Here is a 26,827-nt window from a genome sequence, read left to right as displayed (position 1 = left end):
TTACTTTCAGATGGCTTATATTCCATTGAATGTTTTTGTAGTGATTGTGATGTATCAGAAGGTGATATGTTCACAGATATAATTTATGGATTTAACATCAAACACATTGTTAAAAGTTTAAATGAAGAATATATAGTAGATAAAAAAACTGATGACTATGATATAGCATAGACTTGACTAGTAAAAGATGAGTTTACTTATAAAATGAATGACATAAATCACTTTTCTCATTCGTACCTCTCCAACATAGATTTTCAGTACCAGCTATGCTAAACTAGCTAGGACGAAAAAAGTGGAGGAATGAATAGATGTTTACAAATGAAATGAAAATCATGTTATACGTAGATGATGTTGAAAAAAATGCAAATTTCTGGCAGCAGATCGGTTTTGTTGTGTTGGATCGTCAAGAAATGGATGGTACATTGATTATTGAGATTGCCCAATCAAAAGATGCGGGTACTGCGTTTGTTTTATATGATCGTGAATTTATCGAACAGCATTCACCAGGTACAGCTAGTGGGGCACCTTCTTTGATGTTTTATAGTGAGGATATTTTTGGTTTATACAAAAAGATGCAACAATTAGAAGTGACATTAGGTGATTTAGTCCATTTAGGTGAAGAATATGTATTCAATTTTGCAGATCCCGATGGCAATTACTTTGCTGTGACAGGAAAATAACTTACTTAGTAAGAATGAAGCAAGAACTCCGACTGAAATTTTAGTCGGTTTTTTTGTGTCTTTGAATACATAAGATTACGATATTTATATTATGTAAACTATACTTGCGCAAAAATACACAAGCAGAAATATCGTCATTTCATTTATACTTCTTTATACTGTTATGGAATGAATTGATGGAAGGAAGTAACTAAATGGATTACCAAGTACTACTATATTATAAATATACAACAATCACAGAACCTGAACTTTTTGCGAAAGAGCATCTTGCTTTTTGCCAATCACTAAATTTAAAAGGACGTATCCTTGTCGCAGAAGAGGGGATCAATGGGACAGTTTCTGGAACGATCGCAGAAACTGAGGCATACATGGAAGCGATGTTGGCAGATGAACGTTTTGCTGACACATTTTTCAAAATTGATCCTAGCGAGGGTCATGCCTTCAAAAAAATGTTTGTTCGTGCGCGTCCTGAACTAGTTTCACTAAAACTAGAAGATGACATTGATCCAAAAAAAATGACGGGCGCTTATTTGTCGCCTAAAGAGTTTAAAGAAGCGATTCTTGATGAAGATACGGTTGTGATCGATGCACGAAATGACTATGAATATGATCTCGGGCATTTTAGAGGAGCGGTTCGTCCTGATATCCGTAGCTTTAGAGAACTACCACAATGGATTCGTGACCATAAAGAAGAGTTTATGGAAAAACGAGTCGTGACTTATTGTACGGGCGGGATTCGCTGTGAGAAATTTTCTGGGTGGTTAGTGAGAGAAGGATTTAAAGATGTCGGTCAATTGCATGGGGGGATTGCGACCTATGGTAAAGATCCAGAAGTCCAAGGAGAACTATGGGATGGAAAAATGTACGTTTTTGACGAGCGTATCGCTGTCGATATCAATCGCGTAGATAAGCAGATCGTTGGGGAAGACTGGTTTGATGGTACTCCTTGCGAACGCTACATCAACTGTGGAAATCCAGAGTGTAATCGTCAAATGTTAGCCTCAGTGGAAAATGAAGAAAAACATTTAGGCTCATGTTCAGTAGCCTGTGCTAAACATCCGCATAATCGCTATGTCAAAGAAAGAAATCTATCTGCGGAAGAAATCGACGCTCATTTAGCAGCATTTGTATAATTTTTCTAAAAATCAAAGCTGACGTAGTTAGTGTTTATAAAATAAAATGAGAGTCATGAAATTTGTTCTTCAAATTTTCGTGGCTCTCATTTTCATCTGAAATCAGGAGATTTTTCTCTTAACTATTCGGAAATTGTTGCTACCTATGAGGATAAAATTGCGATATAATCAAATGAAAAGGTGGTGGTGTCATGAATAAACCATTTGTCTATGCAATCGGTGATGTCCATGGAAGTTATAATCTTTTTAAAAAGCTATTAACACATTATGATCCACATATTCATCAATTAGTCTTGATTGGTGATTTGAATGATCGTGGACCAAAAACAAAAGATTGCTTATTACTAGGAATGAAGTTAGTGAAAGAAACTGGTGCGGTCTACTTACGAGGCAATCATGAAGAGTACTTCTTACAGTTTCTCCAAGAACCAGAAGACTGGTATCCGTCTTACTTAAGAAACGGTGGAAGAGAAACAATGGAAAGTCTTTTGCATCCAGGTGCAGCAGAAGAATATTCACCAACTGAGATTGCCATGATGATTCGTTCAAGATATCGTGAATTGGTCGATTTTTTATGTAATTTGCCTTTATATTATGAATGGGAAAACTATCTTTTTGTCCATGCGGGTGTTGATCTAACTAAAAAAGATTGGCGTGATACTAGCCCTGGAGATTTTTTATGGATCAGAGAGCCTTTTCATGAGCATAAGAATCGGACTGATAAGACGATCGTATTTGGTCATACGATCACGCCATTACTCCATGGAGATATGCAGACAACTGATTTGTGGATACAAGATCAGAAAATCGGGATCGACGGTGGGGCTGTCTTTGGCGGATCGATGCATGGTGTCGTTTTTGAACCAACTGGAATCATCCAAGATATCGAGTATCAAAACAATCAAGGACCATGGCAACCACGTGATTGATCAGAAAAAGTTTTTGATAAAAGTGTATAGTTCTGATAAATAAGCCGAGAAACCCGAAATTTGTTCTTCAAATTTTTGGGCTTTTTAGCTTAGTCCTGAAGGTCAGATTTTGGAAAACCGATTATACATTTTCAAATTAAAAACAAAAATGAATTTTATTTTTGTTCTAGACACTGTTTAGTTACATTTAGAAATACCAGAATCTATGCTAAAATAAATCAGTATGATTTTTTGATTCTTGCTTTTTAATGAATAAACCGTAGTAGGAATCGATTTCGACTTAGAAAAGAGGCTATTTAATGACAGACAAAGTAAATCCAACGATTCTAGATCTTGTAAAGAAAGAATTGGCAGATTATCAAGCAAAACAGTTGACGACTGTTTTAAATCTATTAGCAGAAGGAAATACGGTGCCTTTTATTGCTCGTTACCGTAAAGAAATGACCGGAAGCTTGGACGAAGTACAAATCCGTGAAATTGAAGAGCGCTATGCTTATTTAGCAAATTTGGAAAAACGTAAAACCGAAGTCTTGCGTTTGATTGATGAACAAGGAAAATTGACTCCAGAATTACAACAAAGTATTACACAATCTGTAAAGATGCAACAAGTAGAGGATTTGTATCGTCCATACAAACAAAAACGAAGAACGAAAGCGACGATTGCGAAAGAAAAAGGGTTAGAACCTTTAGCAACTTGGTTATTGACCTTTTCATCTGAAGATGTTTTGACCGAAGCAACTAAATACGTCACTGAAGAAGTTCCGTCTCCTGAAGAAGCCTTAGAAGGTGCCCATGAGATCATTGCAGAGCAGGTAAGTGACAATGCAAAATTCAGAACATGGGTCCGCTCATATACGTACAATAAGGGGCTATACGAAAGTACCGTCAAGAACAAAGAAAATGATGAAAAAGGCGTATATGAAATGTATTACGAGTTTTCTGAACCAATTCATAAAATTGTTTCTCATCGCATCTTAGCAACCAATCGTGGAGAAAAAGAAGAAGTGTTGAAAGTCAATCTTACGGTTGATGAAGCTGCGATTTTAACTTATTTGGAGAAACAATTGATTCCTGATACAGCTTCGTCTTCTGCTAATTCTGTTCGTTTAGCGATTCACGATAGTTACAAACGATTCATCCAACCTGCGATTGAGCGGGAGGTCCGTAATGAATTGACCGAAAAAGCGGACGAGCAAGCCATCGCTATATTTGGTGAAAATCTGCGTAACTTGTTATTACAACCACCTTTAAAAGGGAAAGTTGTCTTAGGCTTTGACCCAGCTTATCGTACCGGCTGTAAATTAGCAGTGGTGGATGCGACTGGTAAGGTTTTAGCGATCGAAGTGATTTACCCGCATAAACCGGCAAATCAAGCAAAAAGAGCCGAAGCAGGTCCTGCATTTGTGAAATTGATTGATCAGTACCACGTGGATATGGTTGCAATCGGTAATGGGACGGCGAGCCGTGAATCGGAGTTATTTGTGGCAGAACAGTTGAAGTTAGCCAAACATCAAGCGTTTTATGCCATCGTCAATGAAGCCGGAGCTTCTGTCTATTCCGCAAGTGATATTGCCCGTAAAGAATTTCCTGATTTACAAGTCGAAGAACGGAGTGCAGTTTCGATTGCTCGAAGATTACAAGACCCGTTGGCTGAACTAGTGAAAATCGATCCGAAGGCTGTTGGCGTGGGACAATATCAACATGATGTTTCACAAAAAAGATTAGCAGAACAGTTGGATTTTGTTGTTGAAACGGCAGTGAACCAAGTAGGGGTCGATGTCAATACAGCGAGTCCTCAGTTGTTGCAACATATTTCTGGTCTAAATAAGACGACTGCTCAAAACATCGTAACGTATCGTGAAGAAAATGGTGCATTTGCTTCTCGAACGCAATTGAAGCAGGTCCCACGTTTAGGGCCAAAAGCATATGAACAAGCAATCGGTTTCCTACGTGTGCCTGGTGGCAAACATGTACTGGACAACACCGCGATCCATCCAGAGAGTTATGCAGTAGCAAAAGAGATCTTACAGGCAAACCAATTATCTGAAAAGGATTTAGGAACGAAAGAAGCAATTGAAAAATTAAGTCAGATTTCTCCACAACGCTTGGCACAACAAGTGCAAGTAGGTGAAGAAACATTAAAAGATATTCTTGAGGGGTTGACCCAACCAGGACGAGATATGCGAGATGAAATGCCTGCGCCACTTTTACGTTCAGATGTATTGAGTATGGAAGATTTAAAACCCGGCATGGAATTAAAAGGAACAGTTCGCAATGTCATCGATTTTGGCGCATTCGTCGATATTGGTGTGAAACAAGATGGTTTAGTCCACATTTCTAAATTAAGCAATAAATTCGTCAAACATCCAACTGACGTGGTTTCCGTTGGTGATGTCGTCACTGTTTGGATCGAACAAGTGGATACGAACAAAGGGCGTATCAGTCTGACGATGCTTTCGCCTTACGAGGATCAAGCGTGACACAAGAAGAATTGCAACAGTTAGTCGAAGAGATTTCTTGGACAAGCTTCCAGCGTCCGTTCATGCACCAAGCAATGTTCAACAAACGTTTGAAAACAACAGGTGGTAGGTATCATTTAAATGATCACCATTTGGATTTTAATCCGACGATGTTTGCAGTAGCCGATCAAGCAACGATCATCGGGATCATCAAACATGAGCTGTGTCATTATCATCTTCACTTGACTGGAAAAGGGTATCGCCATCGTGACTCAGATTTCAAACAGTTATTGGTAAAGACGGGTGGCTTACGTTATGCACCTGCTATTCCTTCAAATAGAAGGCAAAAAATCGAAGGATATCAATGCCAAAAGTGTGCTGAATGGATTTATCGTAAAAGGAAAATCAATACAGATCGCTATTTGTGTGGGCGTTGTAGAGGACGATTGGTATGGCAAAAAACCACGTACTTGGATGTTGAATAATTGTATGAGGAGAGAAACAGAATGACAGGTGAACCATCAAGAATTGCAGACTGGAATTGCTTATTGGATTTTTTAGCAGACCCTGACCCACAGGAGTGTTCGGAACTAAAAGCACCAACACTGATTTTAGCTGGGAATTGTCTGCCCGTCCTAGTAGATGAAGCAGCAAAGGCTTACTTGAACCAGCAGGTTGCGCAAATCGTTTTAGTTGGTGGGATCGGACATGCGACGAAGTATCTCTATAAAAATTTTGAAAAACAAGGATTCTTATTTGAACAAGGTTTAAGTGAAAGTGAGATTTGTGCCCGCTATTTGCTTGAAAAATATAGGTTACCTGAACAGGCACTATTGTTAGAAACGAAGTCAACCAATTGTGGCGAGAATGCTTCATTTTCTTACAATTTATTAAAAGCACAGGGCCCATTGCCTGAACGTGTTCTTTTAATGAATGATCCCACCTTGCAACGACGAACAAAGGCGACTTTTGAGAAGAAATGGGGCAATGAGTCTATTCATTTTTATAATTATGTACCGATACTTCCACAAGTGACAGAAAGTACCAAGGGATTCAACTTCTCTGATCAAAGACTAAATGACTTGTGGCCTTCTGATTATTTCCAAGCCTTAGTATTTGGAGAAATAGTTCGTTTGAAAGATGATGCCCAAGGTTACGGACCTAATGGAACGGGATTTATCGGTCATGTCGACATCCCAGATGAGGTGTGGTCTGCTTATTTACGTCTCTTAGCGATGAATGAAAAAGTTTCGCTAAAAAGGTAATCAGGGCACTAATATTTAAGGAACTAAAAATCATCCGAATAAATTTGGTTGAAATTTTTTATTGTTTATAAGATAATGGGTTTCGTGTTGAATGTATGAATAAAATAATGGATGATAGTTAAGAGAAGAGGATTCAAATGAAAAATCAAGAAAATTTGTACCACTTTGTTGGTATTAAAGGCTCAGGAATGAGCTCTTTGGCACTTGTATTACATGAAAAAGGATTAAACGTCCAAGGATCAGATATCGAAAAATATTTCTTTACTCAAAGAGATTTAGAAAAAGCCAATATCTCTATCTTGCCGTTTGATGCAGAAAACGTCAAACCAGGAATGATCGTGATCGCCGGCAATGCTTTTCCAGATTCACACGAAGAGATCCAACGTGCAAAAGAGCTTGGATTAGAAGTGATCCGTTACCATGATTTTATTGCAGATTTTATCCAAAATTATACGAGTATCGCTGTCACTGGTTCCCATGGGAAAACAAGTACGACAGGTCTATTATCACATGTATTGACAGGGATTCGTCCGACAAGTTACTTGATTGGTGACGGCACTGGTCATGGTGATCCAGAGGCAGAATTCTTTGCTTTTGAAGCATGTGAATATCGTCGCCACTTTTTAGCTTACTCTCCTGATTATGTGATCATGACGAATATCGATTTTGATCATCCTGATTATTATACAAGTATCGATGATGTTTTCTCCGCTTTCCAAACGATGGCAAAACAAGTCAAAAAAGCGATCTTTGCTTACGGAGATGACGACTATCTAAGAAAGTTAGAAGCGGATGTGCCGATCTATTATTACGGTATGAATGAAAATGACGATATCCAAGCACGTAATATTGAACGTACGACAACTGGTTCAGCTTTTGATGTGTTCCATGGCGAAGAGTTTGTTGGACACTTTACAGTTCCAGCATTTGGAAAACATAATATTTTGAATGCACTTGGTGTTATCGCAGTTGCCTACTTCGAGAAGTTAGACGTGAAAGAAGTTGCTGACGAAATGTTGACATTCCCTGGAGTGAAACGTCGTTTTAGCGAGAAAATCGTGGCTGATATGACAGTCGTTGATGACTATGCTCACCATCCAGCAGAAATCAAAGCAACTATTGATGGCGCACGTCAGAAATATCCAGACAAAGAAATCATTGCAGTCTTCCAACCACATACATTTACTCGTACGATTGCCTTGATGGATGAATTTGCCGAAGCCTTAGATTTAGCTGACCGTGTGTATCTATGTGATATTTTTGGTTCTGCCCGTGAAGAACAAGGGGACGTTAAAATCGAAGACCTAGGGGCAAAAATCAAAAAAGGTGGTCAAGTAATCAAAGAAGATAACGTTTCGCCGTTATTAGACTACCACGAAGCAGTGATTATTTTCATGGGTGCTGGTGATGTTCAAAAATTTGAACAAGCCTATGAAAAATTATTGAGCAGTACAACGAAAAACGTTCTGTAATCATCTAAGTGAATAAAAGAAGTTAGCGTCAAAAGGGATTGTCAGGTGGCAGCCCCTTTTGGCGTTTATTTGTGGGTGATAGGTAGAGTTCTTTTTCAGTAATGTTTCGCCTGCTTATAGTGACCGTACGTATTCAATCGAATTAAGAAATCCTAAAGTATCCAGACAAAATACGAACGGTTTTTATTCAACTATGCTATAGTCTTCAATAAATAATGTACGATCATCGAAGTGATTGCTTACATAAGTGAAAGACCAAAGCATGTTCTGTAACTTGCGTTTTTTGTATGATTTGGTACAATTGGTACGAATGAATAAATAAACTGGAGGGTTTAAACTTGAACATAAGTAAACCGCGTAAATTAGGAAAAACAATCAATGAAATCGAGGAAGGCGACTCGTTATCTTTAACAGAATCAATTGAAGATAGTCAGTTATTATTATATTTAGGATTAACAAACGATGCCAATCCTTTATATATCCAACATGATTTTGCACAGAAAACGGAATATCATCAACCCATTGTTCCAACTGTGATGTTAATGGGAATCATAACAAGTGCAGTGTCAAAACACTTGCCTGGTCCAGGTTCTCATGTGGTGAATTTTTCAGCTAATTTTGTCGAGCCGGTTTTTCATTATGAAACATTGACTTTTCAGTTTGAAGTCATTCGAGTGGATAAGATGAAAAATGTTGTGACTATTTCAGTGGAGGCCACGAATACACAAGACAATCGTGTATTAGATGCAGTAGTCATGGTACAACCACCAGAATTAGAACAAGAATTAACTCTTGAAAGTGAAGGTGAATAAGATGAACAATCAAATCATATCAAATAGTATCAACCGCTTTTATGCGAAAGTCTACGGATTTTTAGGAATCGGTCTAGCGCTGAGTGCGATCACTTCCTATTTAGCGATCCAAGTTTTTCCTTATCAAGTAGCAAGCTTCATCAATAATTTTCCATTAGGTTTTATGGGATTATGGATTGTCCAAATCATTTTGGTTTTAGTTTTAGGAGCAAAAGCACAAAAAAATCCAAGCTTAGCAATCGGTGGATTTATCGCATATTCCTTATTGAATGGTATCGTTTTAGCTGTTACATTAGCTTTTTATGATATCGGAACGATCACAACTGCTTTTATTTCAGCAACTGGGATGTTCATTGGGATGTCAGCAATCGGGATGTTCACTAAAAAAGATCTATCAGGTGTGGGTCGTGCCGGAATGGCAGCGTTGATCGGTGTGATCATTGCGATGGTCTTGAATGTTTTTATTTTAAGAAGTAGTGCAGTTGAACTGTTCATCTCATTACTACTTGTCGTGATTTTTGCAGGTATCACTGCTTATGATAACCAAAAGATCGCAAATGTATATGTTCAATCAAATGGACAAGCAAATAGTGGGATTGCCGTATTCTTGGCACTTCAACTATATCTAGATTTCATCAACTTGTTCTTGGCATTCTTACGAATCTTTGGACGTAATAACTAAGCAATAAACGAAGAGCAAGATAAAAATATCTCTCATATGAAAAGAAAGAATCCACAGAATTTGATCGTCAAATTCTAGTGGGTTCTTTTTTGGGTCCTCGATACCAGTAATCACTATTTTTATCCTAAATTACTTTGTTCGCAATCTAGGATAAACGGTATTCAAAAAGTAAGACTGGTGTCTTACGCCTTAGTACGTACCGCTTTTCTAACAACCTTTTGCCTGTCCGTTTTTTCTTTTCGCATTCTTTGGCATTCTTTGTTAGAATGAGAAAGAACTTTATAGTAAGGAGTTAAGCGGATGACTAAAAATAAATTATTACTCGTTGACGGAAATAGTGTGGCCTTTCGTGCATTCTTTGCGTTGCACAATTCGTTGGAACGTTTTAAAAATCGTAATGGGTTGCATACCAACGCAATCTATGCGTTTCATAATATGTTTGAAAATGTCATGCAAAAAGAACAACCAACGCATGTTTTGGTTGCTTTTGATGCAGGGAAAACAACATTCCGAACAGAAATGTACGCAGAATACAAAGGTGGCCGTTCAAAGACACCGGGAGAATTCAAAGAACAAATGCCTTATATCCGTGAGCTTCTAACCGGTCTGGGTGTGAAGTATTACGAGTTACCGAACTATGAGGCAGACGATATCATCGGTACTTTGGCAGAAAAAGTGGATAAAGAAATATTCGATGTAGTTGTCTTGTCCGGTGACCGAGATTTAACACAATTGGCATCAAAAGAAATCAAAGTCGATATCACTGTGAAAGGTGTAAGTGATATTGAAAGTTATACGCCAGAACATGTGGCGGAAAAATATGATGGCCTTACACCGAAACAAATCATCGATATGAAGGGATTAGCAGGGGATGCTTCAGATAATATCCCTGGCGTAACAAAGATCGGTGAAAAAACAGCGATCAAATTATTGAATCAATACGGCTCTGTTGAAGGGATCTATGAACATATCGACGACATGAAACAAAGTAAGATGAAAGAAAATCTGATCAATGACAAAGAGCAAGCTTTCTTGTCCAAAAAATTAGCAACGATCGATACCGATGCGCCAGTAGAAGTGGATATTGACTCCCTTGCCTATCAAGGAAAAGACTTAGATAAATTGGTGCCTTTCTTCAAGGAAATGGATTTCAAACAATTTCTTGCTAAATTAGATGTGGTCGAAGAACAAGTAGAAATGAAAGATATTTTGTTTGAAGTGGTCCATGAATATGATGAGAGCATGTTCCAGACAAATATGGCTTTATATGTTGAGATGATGGGCGACAACTATCATACAGAAGACATCGTTGGTGTGGCATGGGGAACACCAGAGAAAATCTATGTGACAAATGACTTAGCGATTTTTGAAAATGAAGCCTTTCTTTCATGGGTCGGGGACAAGACTCGTCTGAAACATGTATATGATGCTAAGCGTACGTATGTGGCATTGAACCGCTATGCAACGAAATTACAAGGGATCGACTTTGATGTCTTACTAGGTGCTTATTTATTGGATACGAACGAGAAAAGTGAGGACATCGAAGGGATAGCGTCACATTACGGGTATCATGATATCCAATCGGATGAAGCAATCTACGGAAAAGGCGCGAAGAAAGGTCTACCAGAAGATGAAGAAGTTTTCTTTGCCCACCTAGCACGAAAAGTTTCAGCAATCAATGGTTTGACGCCTAAACTAAGTCAAGAATTAGCAGAAAAAAATCAAGAAGATCTTTTCCGAAAAATGGAATTACCTTTGTCGATCATCTTGGCTGAAATGGAAATCAGTGGGATCAAAGTGGATGCGACTCGTCTTCAAGAAATGAAAATCGAATTTTCGGATCGATTGAGAGAGATCGAACGAAAAATCTATGAAGAGGCTGGAGAAGAATTCAATCTAAACTCACCTAAACAATTAGGTGTGATCCTTTTTGAAAAGATGGGTCTTCCAGTGATCAAAAAAACCAAAACAGGCTATTCGACTGCGGTTGATGTCTTAGAACAATTGCGTGAGCAAGCACCGATCGTTGACGATATTTTGATTTATCGCCAAATCGCTAAAATCCAATCGACCTATGTCGAAGGTTTACTGAAAGTGATCCAATCGGACGGGAAAGTCCATACTCGCTATGTTCAAACATTGACGCAGACAGGCCGTTTGAGTTCAGTTGATCCCAACTTACAAAATATTCCGATCCGTTTAGATGAAGGTCGCAAGATCCGTCAAGCATTCGTTCCTAGAAACGAAGATTGGTTGATCTATTCTTCTGACTATTCTCAGATCGAATTACGTGTATTGGCGCATATCTCAGATGACGAGCATTTAAAAGCTGCCTTTTTAGAAGGACAAGATATCCATTCAAGTACAGCAATGCGTGTGTTCGGCATTGAAAAAGCCGAAGACGTCACACCAAATATGCGTCGTCAAGCGAAAGCAGTCAATTTCGGAATCGTTTATGGAATTTCTGATTATGGGTTATCACAAAACTTAGGCATTACGCGTAAAGCGGCTCAACAATATATCGATACGTACTTTGAAAAATATCCAGGTGTCAAAGAATACATGGAGCGTATTGTTCGTGAAGCGAAAGATCAAGGTTTTGTAGAAACGTTATACCATCGTCGTCGCTATTTACCAGATATCAATTCAAGAAACTACAACATTCGTTCATTTGCCGAACGAACAGCAATCAATACGCCGATCCAAGGAAGTGCGGCGGATATCCTGAAAATCGCCATGATCGAATTGGACAAACGCTTGAAAGAATCGGACTTGCAAGCGACGATGTTACTTCAAGTGCACGATGAATTAGTCTTTGAAGTGCCAGAAAGTGAATTAGAGATGTTAGATAAATTAGTCAGCGAAGTAATGGAACAGGCGGTTGCTTTACATGTTCCACTGATCACAGACAGCAGCTGGGGCAAAACATGGTATGAAGCCAAATAATTCTTTACTTTTATACCGATAGACAAACATCGAGGGAAAATCTTGGATCGGGTTCGTTCGATGCAGGAGTAGATTGTGACAGAGCTGTCCAGCTCTGAGAATAAGGCGAGAAACCCGAAAATTGTTTTTCAAATTTTTGGGTTTCTTGGCTTATTTCTGAAGTAGTTGCTTCGGGGACACTGTTTATCAAGGTTGTGACAAAAGCGTTTTGATCTGAGCAGTAAGATAGAAAAATGAAAAATAGCTTTTCATATTTTTACAATTTTTAGCTTAATGTTGAAGGTCAGCTTATGGAACACCGTTTATTCTGTTTTAAGTTCAGGAACAAAATAGCTTTTATTTTTGTCACAGATAAGTTCGATTCAAAATCAAATAAGTGAAAATTGTAGGTGAGAAAAAGGATGCCCGAATTACCAGAAGTTGAAACTGTCCGTAGAGGATTAGAAAAATTAGTGAAAAACAAAAAAATAAAAAACGTCCAAGTGCTATGGCCGAAAATCATTGAACAACCGGAGGTACCGATTTTTGAAGCAACGTTAATTGGTGAAACGATCGAATCGATTGGTCGCAGAGGGAAATTTTTGATTTTTCACTTGAGTCATTATGAAATGATTTCCCATTTACGGATGGAGGGGAAATATCAATATTTTGAAAAAGAAGAACCGATCGACAAACACACACATGTGATTTTTTCTTTTGAAGATGGCAGCCAATTACGATACCACGATGTACGGAAATTCGGCCGCATGACGATCGTTGAAAAAGGAGCGAGCAATACCTATAAAGGAATCTTGAAATTAGGTCCAGAGCCTTTACCAGATTTATTCTTATTAAAAGACTTTACCGTAGGGCTACAAAAGTCACACAAAGCCATCAAACCTTTATTACTTGATCAAAAGTTGGTCACAGGATTAGGAAATATCTACGTAGATGAAGCATTATGGGAAGCGAAGATCCATCCAGAGCAACCAGCTGATTCTTTACGCCCAAAAGAAATCAAATTACTCCGTCAAGCAATCATCGATGTGTTGTCACGAGCAGTTGAAGCAGGGGGAACAACGATCCGAAGTTATCTCAATGCGTTAGGTGAGTCAGGGAGTTTCCAAGTGGCTTTACATGTCTATGGACAGACAGGAGAAGCATGTATTCGTTGTCAAACACCAATCGTGAAAACGAAAGTTGCGCAAAGGGGGACGCACTATTGTCCAACATGTCAGAAATTAAGAATACCCAAGTAGGATTTGTTTTAGGTTTGACAGGGGGAATTGCGACAGGCAAGAGTACTGCCGCTGCTATTTTCCAACAATATGGCTTTCCAGTGATCGATGCCGATATAGTGGCAAGAGAGGTCGTTGAACCGGATACGCCAGGACTTCAAGCGTTGGTTCAAGCATTCGGCAAAGAGATCCTCCAACAGGATGGTCAGTTAGATCGGGCAAAACTTGCACAATTGATTTTCGGCTCTGTCACTGCACGTGAGCAATTGAATCAAGTATTAGATCCATTTATCCGTGGGAGAATCACTGAAGAAATCATAGAGAAGAAAGCACAATATCCGTTGATCGTTGTCGATATTCCTTTATTGTTTGAAGGACAGTATGATACACATATGGATGCCGTCGCAGTTGTCTATATCCCAGAATCTCAGCAAATCGAACGCTTGATGGTACGCAATCAATTATCGAAGCAAGAAGCAGAACAACGGGTGAAAAGCCAACTGTCAATCGAGGAAAAGAAACAACGTGCGGATATCGTATTCGATAATCGCCAAACCAAGGAAGATTTATCCGCTGAAATCAAAAAATGGTTGTTGCTTAATCGCTTTCTTTGAGTAAATCGCAACATTTTGCTATGCTATTTATATAAAGAAAGAGGGGGAGATGATACGATGGGTACATTCAAAAACCAAAAAGATAAAGTAGTAGGTTCTGCGAAAGAAAAAATTGGTGAGATTCTCCACAAAGAAGATTTACAGGAAAAGGGACAGATCCAAGCAGAAGAAGGTAAAATTCGTGAAGATGAATACCGGGCGAGAATTGCTGAGTTAGAAGACCAACATGTCGAAAAAGAATCCAAGCGACAGGACTTAACCACAGAACGCAAAGATCCAGAAACAAGTCCTGAAGTAAACCAAGACCCCCAAGTCGATCATCGTTCAACAGAACAAAAAATCGAAGAAGAACGAATGAAACATTACACGGGAATCGAAGATAAACTATAAGGATTACCCAAGCATTGATTAAAATAGAAAATCAAAAAGAAACAGGCTGGTGCTGAACGCCAGTCTGTTTTCGTTCGTTGAGATAAAACACAACAAATCTTTCAGTTCAAGCGATTTTTTAACTGGGACAGTCGCATTGCTTAATTGTTTCATGTTATACTAAAGTTAGTAATAAGAAAACGTTTATTACGATCCACTTGAATTAGTTCAATAAAAAATCAGTGGAAAAAAATCTAAAACAATAAGCAGTGAAGTTGTGAAAATCACTTTGAACTGAGCAATAAGATATAAATTGAAAAAATCCTTTTCATATTTTATAATTTTTAAGCTTAGTGTTGAAAACCAGCCTTTTTAACACCAATGATTCATAATTGGTGTTAAAAATCAACTGATAGAACAACTTCATATGGTACATTCAAATAAGCGATCAAACTACACCAAGAGAGGTGAAAATTACGATGAGATGTCCTAGATGTCAACATAATAACTCAAGAGTGATCGATAGTCGTCAAGCTGACGATGGTCGAGCGATAAGAAGACGCCGTGAGTGCGAAAAATGTTCCTTCCGTTTTACAACCTTTGAACGAATTGAAGCGGCACCTTTATTAGTCATCAAGAAAAATGGTGAACGAGAAGAATTCAATCGTGACAAGATTTTACGTGGATTGATCCGTTCTGCCGAAAAACGGCCAGTAGCGATGGAACAAATGGAACAGATCGTCAACCATGTTGAAAATCGTGTAAGAAGTCTTGGCGAAAATGAGGTTTCAACTAATCTGATCGGTGAATACGTCATGGAAGATTTAGTGAACTTAGATGAAATCGCCTATATTCGTTTTGCGAGTGTCTATCGTCAATTCAAAGATATGTCTGTCTTTTTGAAAGAATTACAAGACATTGTTGATAAAGCAAAAGATACGAGTAATAGTGAAAATGATGCGTAATTAATAAAGGAGGGAGCATTCCTTGGAAAATGCGTGGAAAGAATTACAACCGAAAAATATTTACCAAGGAAGAAAAAGCAGTCCTTTAAAAGAAGAAGGAAAGTCTGCCTTGTTATCCCTTTACCAACCATTGATCGGGGGAGAAGCGTTGAGTCTTTACTTGACGTTGTATTCGGAGATCTCGCTAGAAACTGGCGTAGGTCCTGAAGGATTACACGCCGATTTATTGAGTAGTCTAAGTTGTGGATTACCGCAATTTTATGAGGCACGAAAAAAATTAGAAGGAATCGGTCTTTTAGAAGTCTATTTCAAAAAAGATGAAAATTTGGGTAATTGTTTTCTTTATGAGTTGCTAGAACCGATGGACGTTCCTACGTTTTTCAATGACACGTTACTTTCTTTTTTACTTTTAGAAAAAGTTGGCGAACGTCGATTCAACCAATTGACGGAATTATTTAAGCCAAAAAATCTTTCGCATGAAGGCTATCAAAAAATCACTAAGAAGTTTTTGGAAGTTTATCGGTTCAATGAAACAGTCTATGCAGCAAACCAAGAACAAGTGGAATCGATCCAGCAACAATTCACAACTGTTGAACCCAAATCATTGATCGCAGATTCAGACTCGTTTGACTGGACGTTTTTAACCGATTGGTTGAAGAAACAACACATCAATCAGTTGACAGAACCAGTTCTGCAACAAGCGAAAACATACCAACAACTCTATGGCTTCGATGAACTGACTTTAGGAGAGTTGCTTCTACAGTCATTTGATTTTACGACAGAAGAAGTATCTTTAAAAGAACTCCAACGGATCGTCTTGTTACGGCAGCAACAGCAGAATACGTTGCGACAATCGAGCAACACTCTGGTTACCGATCAGTCTGCTGAAACAGGTGTCCCTGTCAATCAGGCGTTGCCTAGTGCTGCACAACAATTGATCCAAGTCGCACGCCAAACCCCACCGATGCGTTATCTCGAAGCGATAAAAAAAGAAAAAGGCGGGTATGTTTCCAAACAGGAAAATTGGTTGTTGCAAGATTTGGTCACTCAATCCGGTCTGTCTAGCAGTGTCATCAACATTTTGATCAACTATGTGTTAGTTATAAAAAACCATGCGAGCTTAAATGCGAGCTTCGTGAATACGATCGCTAATGAGTGGGCGCAAAAAAAAATCAGTACGCCAGAAGAAGCGATTGAACATCTCCATACCTTGAGTACGAAAGCGAAACAACCGAAAGCGTCAAAACAAAACAACACGTCAAATTATCGTCGAAATGTAAGGCGAGAAAAATTGCCTGATTGGGTCAATCAACCAAAAGACGAAACGCAAATCAGTACAGAGAAAAAAGCCGAGATCGATCGTCGCTTCAAAGAGTATCTGGCTAAAAAGGAAGGTGAGAGCTAATGGAAGATGTGGGAAAAGAACTGAAGAAAATCATCAGTAAACGCAACTACCAAGAAAAGTATTCCGAGATGATTGCTGAAGTTTTGAATGATGCGGATGTTCAAGCCTTTCTGTCAGCCCATCAAGACCGATTGACGCAAGCGGATATCGAAAAAAGTTATGCCAAACTCTATGAGTATGTCCAAGAAAAAAGAAAATATCAAACGAACGATCCAACCATGATCGCTCCCGGATATGAACCAAAATTGACATTGAATTTCCACTATGTCGACGTCACCTACGTGCCGACAGAAGCACTCTTAGCTCGTCAAAAACAAGAAGAGATCAAGAGTCGTGTGAAAGCAATGGATATGCCCAAAGACATTCAATCTGCTTCCTTTGAAAATTTCGAACGAACAGATGGACGTGGCTATGCAAGCTTGGAAGCATTAGACTTCGTTGAACAATATTCAGCTGATCCTAAAAGCTTTCACAAAGGGTTGTACTTGGTCGGAAGTTTTGGTATCGGGAAAACCTATCTTTTAGGTGCAACAGCGAAAGAACTGGCAATCAAAGGATTCACCACAACGTTGGTTCATTTTCCAACATTTGCAGTGGAAATGAAGCAAGCCATCGGTAAAGATCAAGTGGCTGAGAAGTTAGATGCGGTGAAGAAATCGCCGATCTTGATGATCGATGATATTGGAGCGGATGCGATGAGTAGTTGGATCCGTGACGAAGTATTTGGTGTCATCTTACAGTATCGGATGCAAGAACAATTGCCAACGTTCTTTTCTTCAAACTTCACGATGAACGAATTAGAACAGCATTTGACGGTGACACAACGAGGCGATGAGGAACCGTTGAAAGCCAAACGGATCATGGAACGAATCCGCTATTTGACAAAAGAAATCGAAATGACAGGCCGAAATCGCCGAAATGGCTAATGCCATTAAATGATTTTTACAGAAACAGGTTGGAGTATCTACTCAACTGTCACTGTTTTTCACCTTTTCAATAAAAATTCATAAAATGAACAAAGTTAAGATGAAACGAATCCATGGACTTGAAGAAATAACCGGATGGGATCATCAAAGCAGTAACGCAAGAAATTACACGGAGGATGTATGATGAAAGCTATTTTAACTGGTCTAGTTGCTGCCGGTCTCTTGTTTGCATTGGCAGGCTGCGGCAACGAAGAAGGAAGTACAGGTTCAATCGATTCGATCAATGCAGAATCGACAGTGGAAACAGATAGTTCTACCGAACAAAAGCAAAGTGTGTTTACAGGTACGATCGAAAGCTTCGGCGAAGCGGAAGGTGATGTATACCAAATCACCGTCAAAGATGTAGAAGAAATAGAAGATCCAGCAAATATCGGTACGTCCTTCAGCAATGATGGGGTGATCTTAAATGCTTCAGTGGATCAAATCACTGGTGGTGTCGATTCCTTGAAAGAAGGAGAAAAGATCGAATTTAAATTGGTAGAAATGGCGGTCATGACGATGTCGATCCCTCCACAAGTTCCTGGAAATTCGATCATTGAGATCACTGCCCAATAAAAAAAGAATCAATCGAAATCTTTTGATTACTTGCTAAAAAAAGACTGGGATATTTTCCCAGTTCTTTTTTCTATTGAACATAAACTAATGTTATGATAGAGATAAGAACAATAGTTATCATAAAAATGTAAATAAGTAGGATAACTTTAATAAGTAAGTGTTTGTCTAAAGTCATGACAAATTGGATGACATCCAAACATTCAGTAGTTAAGGAGTGGAAAAATGAATCACACAGAGTTATCGAAACGTCTTGAAACTGTCGGACGTTTTGTACCGGAAGCTGCTCGTTTAGCAGATATCGGTTCAGATCATGCGTACTTACCCGTCGCATTGATGCTAAAAGGGAAAATCGACTTTGCTATAGCTGGAGAAGTCGTTAAAGGACCTTTTGAATCGGCAAAACGACAGGTGATGAAAAATGGACTGTCTGAGCGAATCGAGGTACGCTTGGCCAATGGATTAGAGGCCATCGAAAAGGACGATCAAATCAGCGCGATCACGATTGCTGGCATGGGAGGCTCTTTGATTCGCGACATCTTAGAATCTGGTCGACAAAACCAGCGCTTATCGGGAGAAGAACGTTTGATTCTACAGCCCAATATTGGCGAAAAAACTTTAAGAACGTGGCTGAAAGAAAATAACTATCAGATCATTGCAGAAGAAATCATCGAAGAAAACAAAAAAATCTATGAGATCATCGTAGCTGAAAAGAAAGAACAGCCCATCGACTATTCTGAAAAAGAGCTGATGTTTGGGCCATTCTTACTCGAAGAGAAAAACGCTGCTTTTTCGGCAAAATGGCAACGTGAGCTTAAACAACGTGAAGTGATCTTAGAGCAATTAAAAAATGCGAGTGAACAAAACAGATATGAGACAATCCAACAAGAGGTGGAATGGATCAAGGAGGTTTTATGACATGTCCATTAAAGCACAAGATTTCATCAAAAAATTTGAAAGCTATTGCCCGCAATGGTTAGCAGAAGAAGGCGATCCAGTTGGGTTGCACATCGGCACCTTGGACAAACCGATCCAACGTGTGATGATGACTTTAGATGTCCGACCAGAAGTGGTGGCAGAAGCCATTGAGAAAAAGATCGATCTTTTGATTGCAAAACATCCCCCGATTTTTAGACCAGTCAAACGCTTGATTACTGATTCTCCACAAGAAAAAATGTACGCTGATTTGTTGAAACATGATATTGCAGTCTATGCTGCCCACACAAACATGGATATCATTGAAGATGGGTTGAACGATTGGTTTTGTGAGCAATTAGGAATTGAGGTCACAGGTCATCTTGTTCGAACACATGAACGTGGCTACAAAAAATTGATCAGTTATCTTCCAGTGGAGGATGCTCCGCGTTTAAGAGCTGCCTTAGCAAAAGCGGGGGCCGGAGAACAAGGAGAGTATGATAGTACAAGTTTTACCTCGATTGGCCAAGGTCGATTCCGTCCAAAAGCTGGAGCGAATCCAACAATTGGTGAAGTCGGCCGTGGGGAACAAGTCCAAGAAGCCAAAGTCGAAGTGATCTTCCCAGAAAATATAGAAGAGAAAGTCTTACAAGCGATGTTTGCAGCACATCCTTACGAAGAACCAGCATTTGATTTGTTCTCGATCGATGCACCAGTTAAAACCTGGGGATTAGGTCGTATTGGGGAACTAGCAAAAGAACAGAGCTTGGATAATTTCGCAGCCCATGTAAAAGAAGTTTTTCAATTGGAAGGTTTACGTGTGGTTCGCCCAACGACAAGTCCACAAAAAATGATCAAACGAGTCGCTATTTGTGGTGGAAGTGGTGAGAAGTTTTATCCCGCAGCCTTGGCTCAAGGAGCGGATGTCTATATTACTGGCGATATTTATTTCCATACAGCGCAAGATATGCAAAGTGCGGGATTAGCTGCAATTGATCCTGGCCATTATATCGAATCATTGTGTAAGGAAAAATTTGTAGAGAAGTTTGAAAAGTGGAAAAACGAAGAGAATTGGACGGTTGACTTTTTTGTTTCAGAAACATCGACCAATCCATTTGAATTTAAATAAAAAGGAGAGTCATTTATGTACGAGAACTTATTACCGCGATTTTTAAGATATGTCAAAACGGAAACACAATCCGATCCAACAAGTCATACTACGCCATCTACCCAAACGCAAGTAGAGTTTGCGCAAGTTTTGAAAAAAGAATTAGAAGATCTAGGCTTGTCTGATGTAACATATAATACAGAAAACGGTTTTGTGATAGCTACACTACCTAGTAATATCGATCATGACGTACGTTCGATTGGTTTTATTGCTCACATGGATACAGCTGATTTCAATGCAGTAGGTGTAAATCCTCAGATCATTGAAAATTATGATGGAGAATCAACGATCGTTCTAGATAAAGAAGGGCGCTTTACCTTGAATGTCAAAGATTTCCCTAATTTAAAAAATTATGATGGCCATACGTTGATCACAACTGATGGTACGACATTATTAGGCGCAGATGACAAAGCAGGTATTGCAGAAATCATGACAGCTATGGAGATTTTGTTGAAAAATCCTTCCATTCCTCATGGGGAGATCAAAGTCGCTTTTGGTCCAGATGAAGAAATCGGAGTTGGTGCGGACAAATTTGACGTAGAACAGTTCAACGTGGATTTTGCTTACACGATCGATGGTGGACCTTTAGGAGAGTTACAATACGAAACGTTTAGTGCAGCGCAAGCAAACATCACGATCCAAGGGAAAAATGTCCATCCCGGTACAGCGAAGAATACAATGATCAATGCTTTACAATTAGCGATCGACTTCCACAATGAATTACCAGCTGATGAAGTTCCTGAAAAAACAGATGGTTATGAAGGATTCTTCCATTTGATGGCTTTGAATGGTAGTCCAGAAGAGGCGAAAATGAGCTATATCATCCGTGACCATAAACGTGAGTCATTTGAAGCAAGAAAAGCAATGATCACAAGCATTCAAGAAAAAATGAATCAACGGTTTGACCAAGAGCGTATTCAAGTAGAAATGTATGATCAATACTACAATATGCGTGAAATCATCGAAAAGGATATGAGTATCGTTGATCTAGCTGAAAAAGCAATGATCGAACTAGACATCAAGCCAGTGATTGAACCGGTACGTGGTGGGACAGATGGCTCAAAAATCTCTTATCTGGGGATACCAACACCAAATCTATTTGCAGGTGGCGAAAACATGCACGGACGTTTTGAATTTGTGTCTCTACAAGTCATGGAAAAAGCGACAGATGTCATTGTTAAAATCGCGGAGTTGAATACGCAGGTGTAATTGATCCGTTTCATTGATAAAAAAGATTAAATTTCAACCAATAATCTCACATTATTGGTTGATTGCTACACTGCATTGACATATGATTGATTCGAGGCTATTTTAGTCAGTGCTCGAATCACTGTTCATGGGGGAGGGTGAGCGTTTATTTCGCATCCACTCCCTTTGTTTTTTGTAGGAAAGTAGGAGGAATATGGTTTATGAAGAAGTTACTGGTATTTTATAACAAAAGTTCAGGAAAGGATGAAGGGGAACAATTAGCAGAATGGTTCAAGGAGTACGTCGCAAAACACCGACCAGAACTAGAGGTTTATCTAACAGAAACTGGACCGTCGATCAAAGATGAAACATTGAGGAAAAAAGCAAAAGAACATGAGGTAGATACACTAGTCATCATTGGTGGTGATGGCACGATCCACCATATCATCCAAGCATTCCAAGATGAATTAGACCATTACCATGTTGGCTTATTACCTGGTGGAACGATCAATAACTTAGCGAAAGTGTTAGGCATTCCTTTTGAGAAAGAAGAAGCAGCAGCAATGATGTTAGAGGAATCGATCCGCAAAATCGATTATGGGAAAGTGAATGATAAAGTAGTCATTTCTACTTTGACTATTGGCATATTAGCAGACACAGCGGTCTGGATCAGCCAAAAAGAAAAGCAAAAATATGGTTCATGGATCTTTATCAAACGTTTCGTAAAATTATTGCTAAAAAAGAAAAAATATCATTTGGATATCAAAACGGAAGAAGAGCATTGGAAGGGAAAAGCACAGTTGTTGACGATCACGATGTCCAACTCAGTAGGCGGTTTTACTGGTTTCGATGATTCTGCTGCGCCAGATGATGGCAAGTTCCACATCACCATCGTGCCCTCATTAGATTTTTTCCGGTTTGCATTTTATCTCCCACGTATGATCAAAGGTAAGATCTATTCTGTTCCTGGAATCAAATATCTGACAGCTAGTCAAGTCAATATCCAGGCACGAGAAAAGAAAGTGACGACTCGGACGGATGGTGATACTACAGATGACTTACCGATCGAATTAAAAGTCATCCCAGAAGGTATAACGATCTATGTACCAAAAGATGAGCAATAATTGGAGGAAGTTGATGGAAGTATTGATGCATAATCCCTTATGGTTTTATTTATTCATTGTGAATGTTTATCTATTTGGCTTGATGGGTTATGATAAACGTCAGGCAAAAAAAGGCGCTTGGCGTGTACCAGAAAGTAATTTGTTGTTTGTTAGCTTGTTAGGCGGTGGTTTGGGCGGTTTGTTCGCACAACGCATGTTTCGTCACAAAACTAAAAAAAAGAAGTTCACGATCGTTTTCATGTTAGGAATCATGATTGATCTCGTCTTGATCTATTTTTTCCATTAAGGAGTCGTACATGTCTACTAAAGGAACAAAAATCAAAATCATCATTAATTTATTATTATTGACTATTATTCTCGCTATTATTTATTATTTGATCAACCAATCTTTTGCGGATATTTTCAAGGAGTTGCTTTCAACAAGTGTCCAAGTGCTTCTGGCGATGTTTTTTTTCGGTACACTTTATCAAATTGTAGAAGGTCGCTCAATCAAAGAGATCGCCAAGCCGTTTTCCAAATCCTTCAGTACAAGTGATGGATTCTGGACGTCTTGTTATATTGCCTTTTATCGGATTGTCTCATTTGGAACGGGTACTCTGATCTCAGAAATTTATTTTTACAATAAAAAAGGGATGAAGTTTTCTCAAGGAGCAGGAGTCACTGCCCTGCATATGATCATGTATAAATTAGCGGTGATCACTTATGCAGTCATTGGCTTGATTGTTCAATTTTCTTTGTTCTACGAAAAGGCACCAAATATGATTTGGTTTATCATTGCTGGTATCATTTTGACGGCTTTGATCATTTTATTTCTTGTGACCGTCTCCGTCAGTTTGAATCTTCAAGTTTTTTTCGTCAAAGTTTCCAATCGTTTATTCAAAACTGAACGTTTACGTCACTGGGTCGATACGTGCAACAGCCAGATCTATTCACTGAGAGAAACGGTGCAAACGATCATCCAGGACCGCACCGCATTGATCAGGATCTATTGTTGGAACCTGCTAAAACTACTCTGTTGGTATGTGATGCCTTATCTGTTTTTAGTAGAAAATCATCCACATCTTGATTTTCTTTTGACATTTTCATTTATCAGCTTTGCAGTGGTTTTATCAGGAGTCTTACCAACACCCGCAGGCATTGGCTCGTTTGAATTTGTTTATCTATTGCTCTTTCGACCTGTTGTTGGAACGGTAGATGCTGTTTCTTCCTTATTGCTTTATCGATTTGGCTCGTTCATCTTGCCATTCATTTATGGATTTTTCTATGTGATTGCAGAAAGACGGAATATCTTACGTCAAGAGATCCATGAAGTAAAGGCAGAAAAAAAGCGTACAAAGGGGAAAATTTAAATAATTTGAACATCTTTCAAGGAGAATTCAAATGGAGAATCAGTCTGAGCTGAAAATGCTTAGATTGATTCTTTTTTGTTTGTTGAACAATATCTGTTCAACAATTGCTTTCACGCAGAATAGGCTAGACGTTGCTATCTCTAAAACAAGCCAGTTTCCCAAATGTATGGAAGAAACAATCAACACCGGAAGGGTAAAATTAAAATCCCTCGATTAGTTGCTGAAAGTCTATACTTAATGGTATATACTGTATATAAAATAAATAGAAAGCTTAGCTCTCGACAAGAAAGATTTTCTTGATTTTACTCATCCTACAAACAGGATAAAAGACGATAAAAGTTGCTCTTTCATTTTTTAACCGTTCAACTTTTAGACGTTTGACTTTTGGTGTCAGAACGAATCGACTGTTTGATGAATGATACGTAGTTAGAAAGTAGGTAATAAAGTGAAAAAACAAGCGGTTTTCCAAGATATAGCTGAAAAAATTGCACAACGAGTCAATGATGGAACTTACGTGACCAGTCAAAAGTTACCTTCAGATTATGATTTAGCGGAAGAATTTCAATGCAGTCGACTGACGGTGCGCAAAGCAATTGATCTTTTGATCAGTCAAAATATTTTAGTGAAAGAAAGAGGAAAAGGAACTTATGTTATGAAGCAACCGAAGATCCAAAGCGGTTCCGGTGGCTTACAAAGTTTTACTGAAACTGCCAAGGCTCAAGGAAAAAAGACCCGGACAGAAGTATTGCAAGTTGGAATCATAAAAGAAGTACCGCTGAAGATTCGCCAGATGTTCGCTGACTATGGAAATGAAGCCATGGTTTATCTGTCTCGTTTACGTTACTTTGATGATGAACCAATGACAGTAGAAAACCTCTATATACTAAAACGTTATTTGCAAAATGAAAGTGGTGAGATCCCTCAAGCTCAGCTGGCATCTTCATTGTATGAAATAATTGAAGAAAACATTGAGATTGGCTACGCGCATCAAGAAGTTGAAGCAGTTATAAGTCCGCCAGATATTGCCAAGTTATTGCATGTATCAGAAGATGATCCAATGCTTCTCGTCCATTCGATGACTTATTCTCCTTCTGCTAAACCGATATTGTTCGACACGTCTTTTTATCGTGCAGATCAATATACGTTTAAGAATACATTGATACGTCAAAAATGAGAGGTGAAAAATGGATCAAATCAACACAGCAATTGAAGAGAATTGGCTGGATTTTCTGGATTTACTCAAACAAGTCATGCAAGTTCCTAGTGTTAAATCAAAAGCTGGACCAGGAGCACCCTTTGGTATAGAAGCACGCTCGGTTCTTTCTTTGGTCATGGACAAAAGTGCCGGATATGGGTTCCAAACAAAAGTAATCGATGATGCGATCGGCTATGCCCAGTGGGGAAATGATGGAAGTGAGTATATCGGGGTTCTGGGACATCTCGATGTTGTCCCTGCTGGTCAAGGATGGGAGTTTCCACCGTTTGATCTCAGTGAGAAAAAGGATCGTTTTTATGGTCGAGGAATATTAGACAACAAAGGGCCTATCATTTGTTGTCTGTATGGCATGAAACTATTAAAAGACCTAGGTCACCAGCCAAAAAAGAATCTGCGGATCATCTTTGGAACGGATGAAGAAAGTGGCATGTCAGATATTTCTCATTACTTAGCCGAGGAAAGCCCTCCGTCATTTGGTTTCACGCCCGATTGTAAATATCCTGTGGTCTATGGCGAACGTGGTATCGTAAATGTTGTACTCCACTTTACTTTACCTGAAGAGGAACATCAACAAATCAGTCGATTCGAAGGGGACCAGTTCCGTGATCATGTTCCAGACCAATTGCACGTGAGAATTGCCAAAAAAGAAATAAGCGCCAGTGGTAAACGAGCACCAAGTAACGCGCCTGAGTTAGGAGAAAATGCTATCACGATCTTGGCGACAAAACTAACTGAAGAACGAATGATCCCGCCAGTTGCACAGGGTTATTTCCGCTGGATTTGTCAAAGCTTTCATCAAAAACATTTTGGAGAAGGGATCGATTTAGCGTTTGAAGACGAAGATTCAGGCAAGTTGATTTTGACACCTGTTGTGCTGCAAAAGTCTCCAGAAGGCTTGCTATTAGAAATTGCCTTACGTTACCCGGTGACCGTATCAGAAAAACAAGTCGTGTCACGTTTGAAAAACCAATTGCCTTTAGGTGTTGATTTAGAAGTCGTTCGTAGTATTCCTGGATTTTGTCGGACGGAAGAGTCAAAAAAAATCGATATACTTTCAACAATCTATCATCAAGTCACCGGTAATGATCCTAAACCAGTGACAACAACAGGCGCCACGTATGCGCGTAAAATGCCGAATATCTTAGCATTTGGCCCTTCATTTCCAGGGCAAAAAGGAATTGCCCATACGGCGAATGAATATATGGATTCCGCAGATTTAAGAACAAATTTAGAAATCTACATGCGCAGCCTCCAAGCATTAACAGAATAAAACATTCAGATAGAATAAACAATTGAAAAATAAATTTCATGTAAAACGAGTTTCTAATAAAACGATGAGTTTTAAAAAGAAACTCGTTTTTTAGTATAGACATAATAGTAT

General features: G+C 38.9%; 25 protein-coding genes. All 25 read left to right on the top strand.

From position 1 onward, the window contains the following. Positions 1-308 precede the first annotated feature (308 nt). The 25 genes from IGJ99_RS07885 (at position 309) to IGJ99_RS07765 (ending at position 26,716) form a co-directional block, all read left to right on the top strand. Positions 309-680 (top strand): VOC family protein, encoded by a 372-nt coding sequence (locus IGJ99_RS07885; protein WP_010735300.1) that lies wholly within the window; start codon positions 309-311, stop codon positions 678-680. A gap of 194 nt (positions 681-874) precedes the next feature. Beyond that, positions 875-1,813 (top strand): oxygen-dependent tRNA uridine(34) hydroxylase TrhO, encoded by a 939-nt coding sequence (gene trhO / locus IGJ99_RS07880; RefSeq protein ID WP_438770735.1) that lies wholly within the window; start codon positions 875-877, stop codon positions 1,811-1,813. Between the two features lie 191 nt (positions 1,814-2,004). Further along, positions 2,005-2,742, top strand: coding sequence for a metallophosphoesterase (locus IGJ99_RS07875; protein WP_438748125.1), 738 nt, complete (start codon positions 2,005-2,007; stop codon positions 2,740-2,742). A 299-nt stretch (positions 2,743-3,041) separates the two neighbouring features. Continuing rightward, positions 3,042-5,222, top strand: coding sequence for a Tex family protein (locus IGJ99_RS07870; protein ID WP_438770734.1), 2,181 nt, complete (start codon positions 3,042-3,044; stop codon positions 5,220-5,222). Further along, a complete protein-coding gene (locus IGJ99_RS07865; RefSeq protein WP_010735304.1) occupies positions 5,219-5,686 on the top strand; it encodes a SprT family protein in 468 nt (155 codons plus the stop codon). Before IGJ99_RS07870 ends, IGJ99_RS07865 begins: the two co-directional genes overlap by 4 nt. 21 nt (positions 5,687-5,707) lie before the next feature. Continuing rightward, positions 5,708-6,466, top strand: coding sequence for a YdcF family protein (locus tag IGJ99_RS07860; RefSeq protein WP_023519770.1), 759 nt, complete (start codon positions 5,708-5,710; stop codon positions 6,464-6,466). 137 nt (positions 6,467-6,603) lie between these two features. Further along, positions 6,604-7,938: a UDP-N-acetylmuramate--L-alanine ligase gene (murC, locus tag IGJ99_RS07855; protein ID WP_438770733.1), complete on the top strand. Its 1,335-nt coding sequence runs from the start codon at positions 6,604-6,606 to the stop codon at positions 7,936-7,938. Positions 7,939-8,276: 338 nt separating this feature from the next. Next, positions 8,277-8,750 carry a MaoC/PaaZ C-terminal domain-containing protein gene (locus tag IGJ99_RS07850; protein ID WP_010735307.1) on the top strand — a complete coding sequence of 158 codons (474 nt, stop codon included), beginning with the start codon at positions 8,277-8,279 and terminating at the stop codon, positions 8,748-8,750. A 1-nt stretch (position 8,751) separates the two neighbouring features. Beyond that, positions 8,752-9,432 (top strand): Bax inhibitor-1/YccA family protein, encoded by a 681-nt coding sequence (locus IGJ99_RS07845; protein ID WP_019722650.1) that lies wholly within the window; start codon positions 8,752-8,754, stop codon positions 9,430-9,432. A 300-nt stretch (positions 9,433-9,732) separates the two neighbouring features. Next, on the top strand, positions 9,733-12,378 hold the full coding sequence (gene polA, locus IGJ99_RS07840) for a DNA polymerase I (protein ID WP_438770732.1): 2,646 nt from the start codon (positions 9,733-9,735) through the stop codon (positions 12,376-12,378). Between the two features lie 401 nt (positions 12,379-12,779). Further along, positions 12,780-13,616 (top strand): DNA-formamidopyrimidine glycosylase, encoded by an 837-nt coding sequence (gene mutM, locus IGJ99_RS07835; protein WP_010735310.1) that lies wholly within the window; start codon positions 12,780-12,782, stop codon positions 13,614-13,616. Then, a complete protein-coding gene (gene coaE, locus IGJ99_RS07830; protein ID WP_438770731.1) occupies positions 13,589-14,209 on the top strand; it encodes a dephospho-CoA kinase in 621 nt (206 codons plus the stop codon). The genes mutM and coaE overlap by 28 nt, the downstream gene beginning before the upstream one ends. Positions 14,210-14,266: 57 nt before the next feature. Beyond that, a complete protein-coding gene (locus IGJ99_RS07825; protein WP_010735312.1) occupies positions 14,267-14,599 on the top strand; it encodes a hypothetical protein in 333 nt (110 codons plus the stop codon). A 458-nt stretch (positions 14,600-15,057) separates the two neighbouring features. Next, positions 15,058-15,543 (top strand): transcriptional regulator NrdR, encoded by a 486-nt coding sequence (gene nrdR, locus IGJ99_RS07820; protein WP_010735313.1) that lies wholly within the window; start codon positions 15,058-15,060, stop codon positions 15,541-15,543. A gap of 22 nt (positions 15,544-15,565) precedes the next feature. After that, positions 15,566-16,948, top strand: a complete 1,383-nt coding sequence (locus tag IGJ99_RS07815; RefSeq protein WP_023519767.1) for a replication initiation and membrane attachment family protein — start codon at positions 15,566-15,568, stop codon at positions 16,946-16,948. After that, positions 16,948-17,874, top strand: coding sequence for a primosomal protein DnaI (gene dnaI, locus IGJ99_RS07810; protein ID WP_010735315.1), 927 nt, complete (start codon positions 16,948-16,950; stop codon positions 17,872-17,874). The genes IGJ99_RS07815 and dnaI overlap by 1 nt, the downstream gene beginning before the upstream one ends. A gap of 183 nt (positions 17,875-18,057) precedes the next feature. Beyond that, positions 18,058-18,489 (top strand): hypothetical protein, encoded by a 432-nt coding sequence (locus IGJ99_RS07805; protein WP_010735316.1) that lies wholly within the window; start codon positions 18,058-18,060, stop codon positions 18,487-18,489. A 222-nt stretch (positions 18,490-18,711) separates the two neighbouring features. Further along, complete coding sequence (locus IGJ99_RS07800) at positions 18,712-19,404, top strand: tRNA (adenine(22)-N(1))-methyltransferase (protein WP_137072496.1); 693 nt, start codon at positions 18,712-18,714, stop codon at positions 19,402-19,404. Between the two features lies 1 nt (position 19,405). Further along, a complete protein-coding gene (locus IGJ99_RS07795) occupies positions 19,406-20,530 on the top strand; it encodes a Nif3-like dinuclear metal center hexameric protein (protein WP_010735318.1) in 1,125 nt (374 codons plus the stop codon). Positions 20,531-20,545: 15 nt separating this feature from the next. Next, positions 20,546-21,778, top strand: coding sequence for a peptidase T (pepT, locus tag IGJ99_RS07790; protein WP_010735319.1), 1,233 nt, complete (start codon positions 20,546-20,548; stop codon positions 21,776-21,778). A 200-nt stretch (positions 21,779-21,978) separates the two neighbouring features. Continuing rightward, on the top strand, positions 21,979-22,881 hold the full coding sequence (locus tag IGJ99_RS07785) for a diacylglycerol/lipid kinase family protein (RefSeq protein ID WP_409173415.1): 903 nt from the start codon (positions 21,979-21,981) through the stop codon (positions 22,879-22,881). Positions 22,882-22,894: 13 nt separating this feature from the next. Further along, positions 22,895-23,167, top strand: coding sequence for a DUF1294 domain-containing protein (locus IGJ99_RS07780; RefSeq protein ID WP_409173414.1), 273 nt, complete (start codon positions 22,895-22,897; stop codon positions 23,165-23,167). A gap of 10 nt (positions 23,168-23,177) precedes the next feature. Continuing rightward, a complete protein-coding gene (locus IGJ99_RS07775) occupies positions 23,178-24,230 on the top strand; it encodes a lysylphosphatidylglycerol synthase transmembrane domain-containing protein (RefSeq protein WP_077151290.1) in 1,053 nt (350 codons plus the stop codon). A gap of 445 nt (positions 24,231-24,675) precedes the next feature. Beyond that, the gene (locus IGJ99_RS07770; protein ID WP_062805169.1) at positions 24,676-25,404 is read left to right on the top strand and encodes a GntR family transcriptional regulator, LSA1692 subfamily; all 729 of its coding nucleotides are present in this window, start codon (positions 24,676-24,678) and stop codon (positions 25,402-25,404) included. A 10-nt stretch (positions 25,405-25,414) separates the two neighbouring features. Continuing rightward, on the top strand, positions 25,415-26,716 hold the full coding sequence (locus IGJ99_RS07765) for a Sapep family Mn(2+)-dependent dipeptidase (RefSeq protein WP_169058369.1): 1,302 nt from the start codon (positions 25,415-25,417) through the stop codon (positions 26,714-26,716). The last annotated feature ends 111 nt before the right edge of the window (positions 26,717-26,827 follow it).

This window comes from Enterococcus sp. AZ095b, assembly GCF_051714725.1.
GTDB classification, from domain to species: Bacteria; Bacillota; Bacilli; order Lactobacillales; family Enterococcaceae; genus Enterococcus_B; species Enterococcus_B pernyi.
Note: the sequence above shows the minus strand (reverse complement) of the source record. Positions and strands in the feature narration are given on the sequence as shown.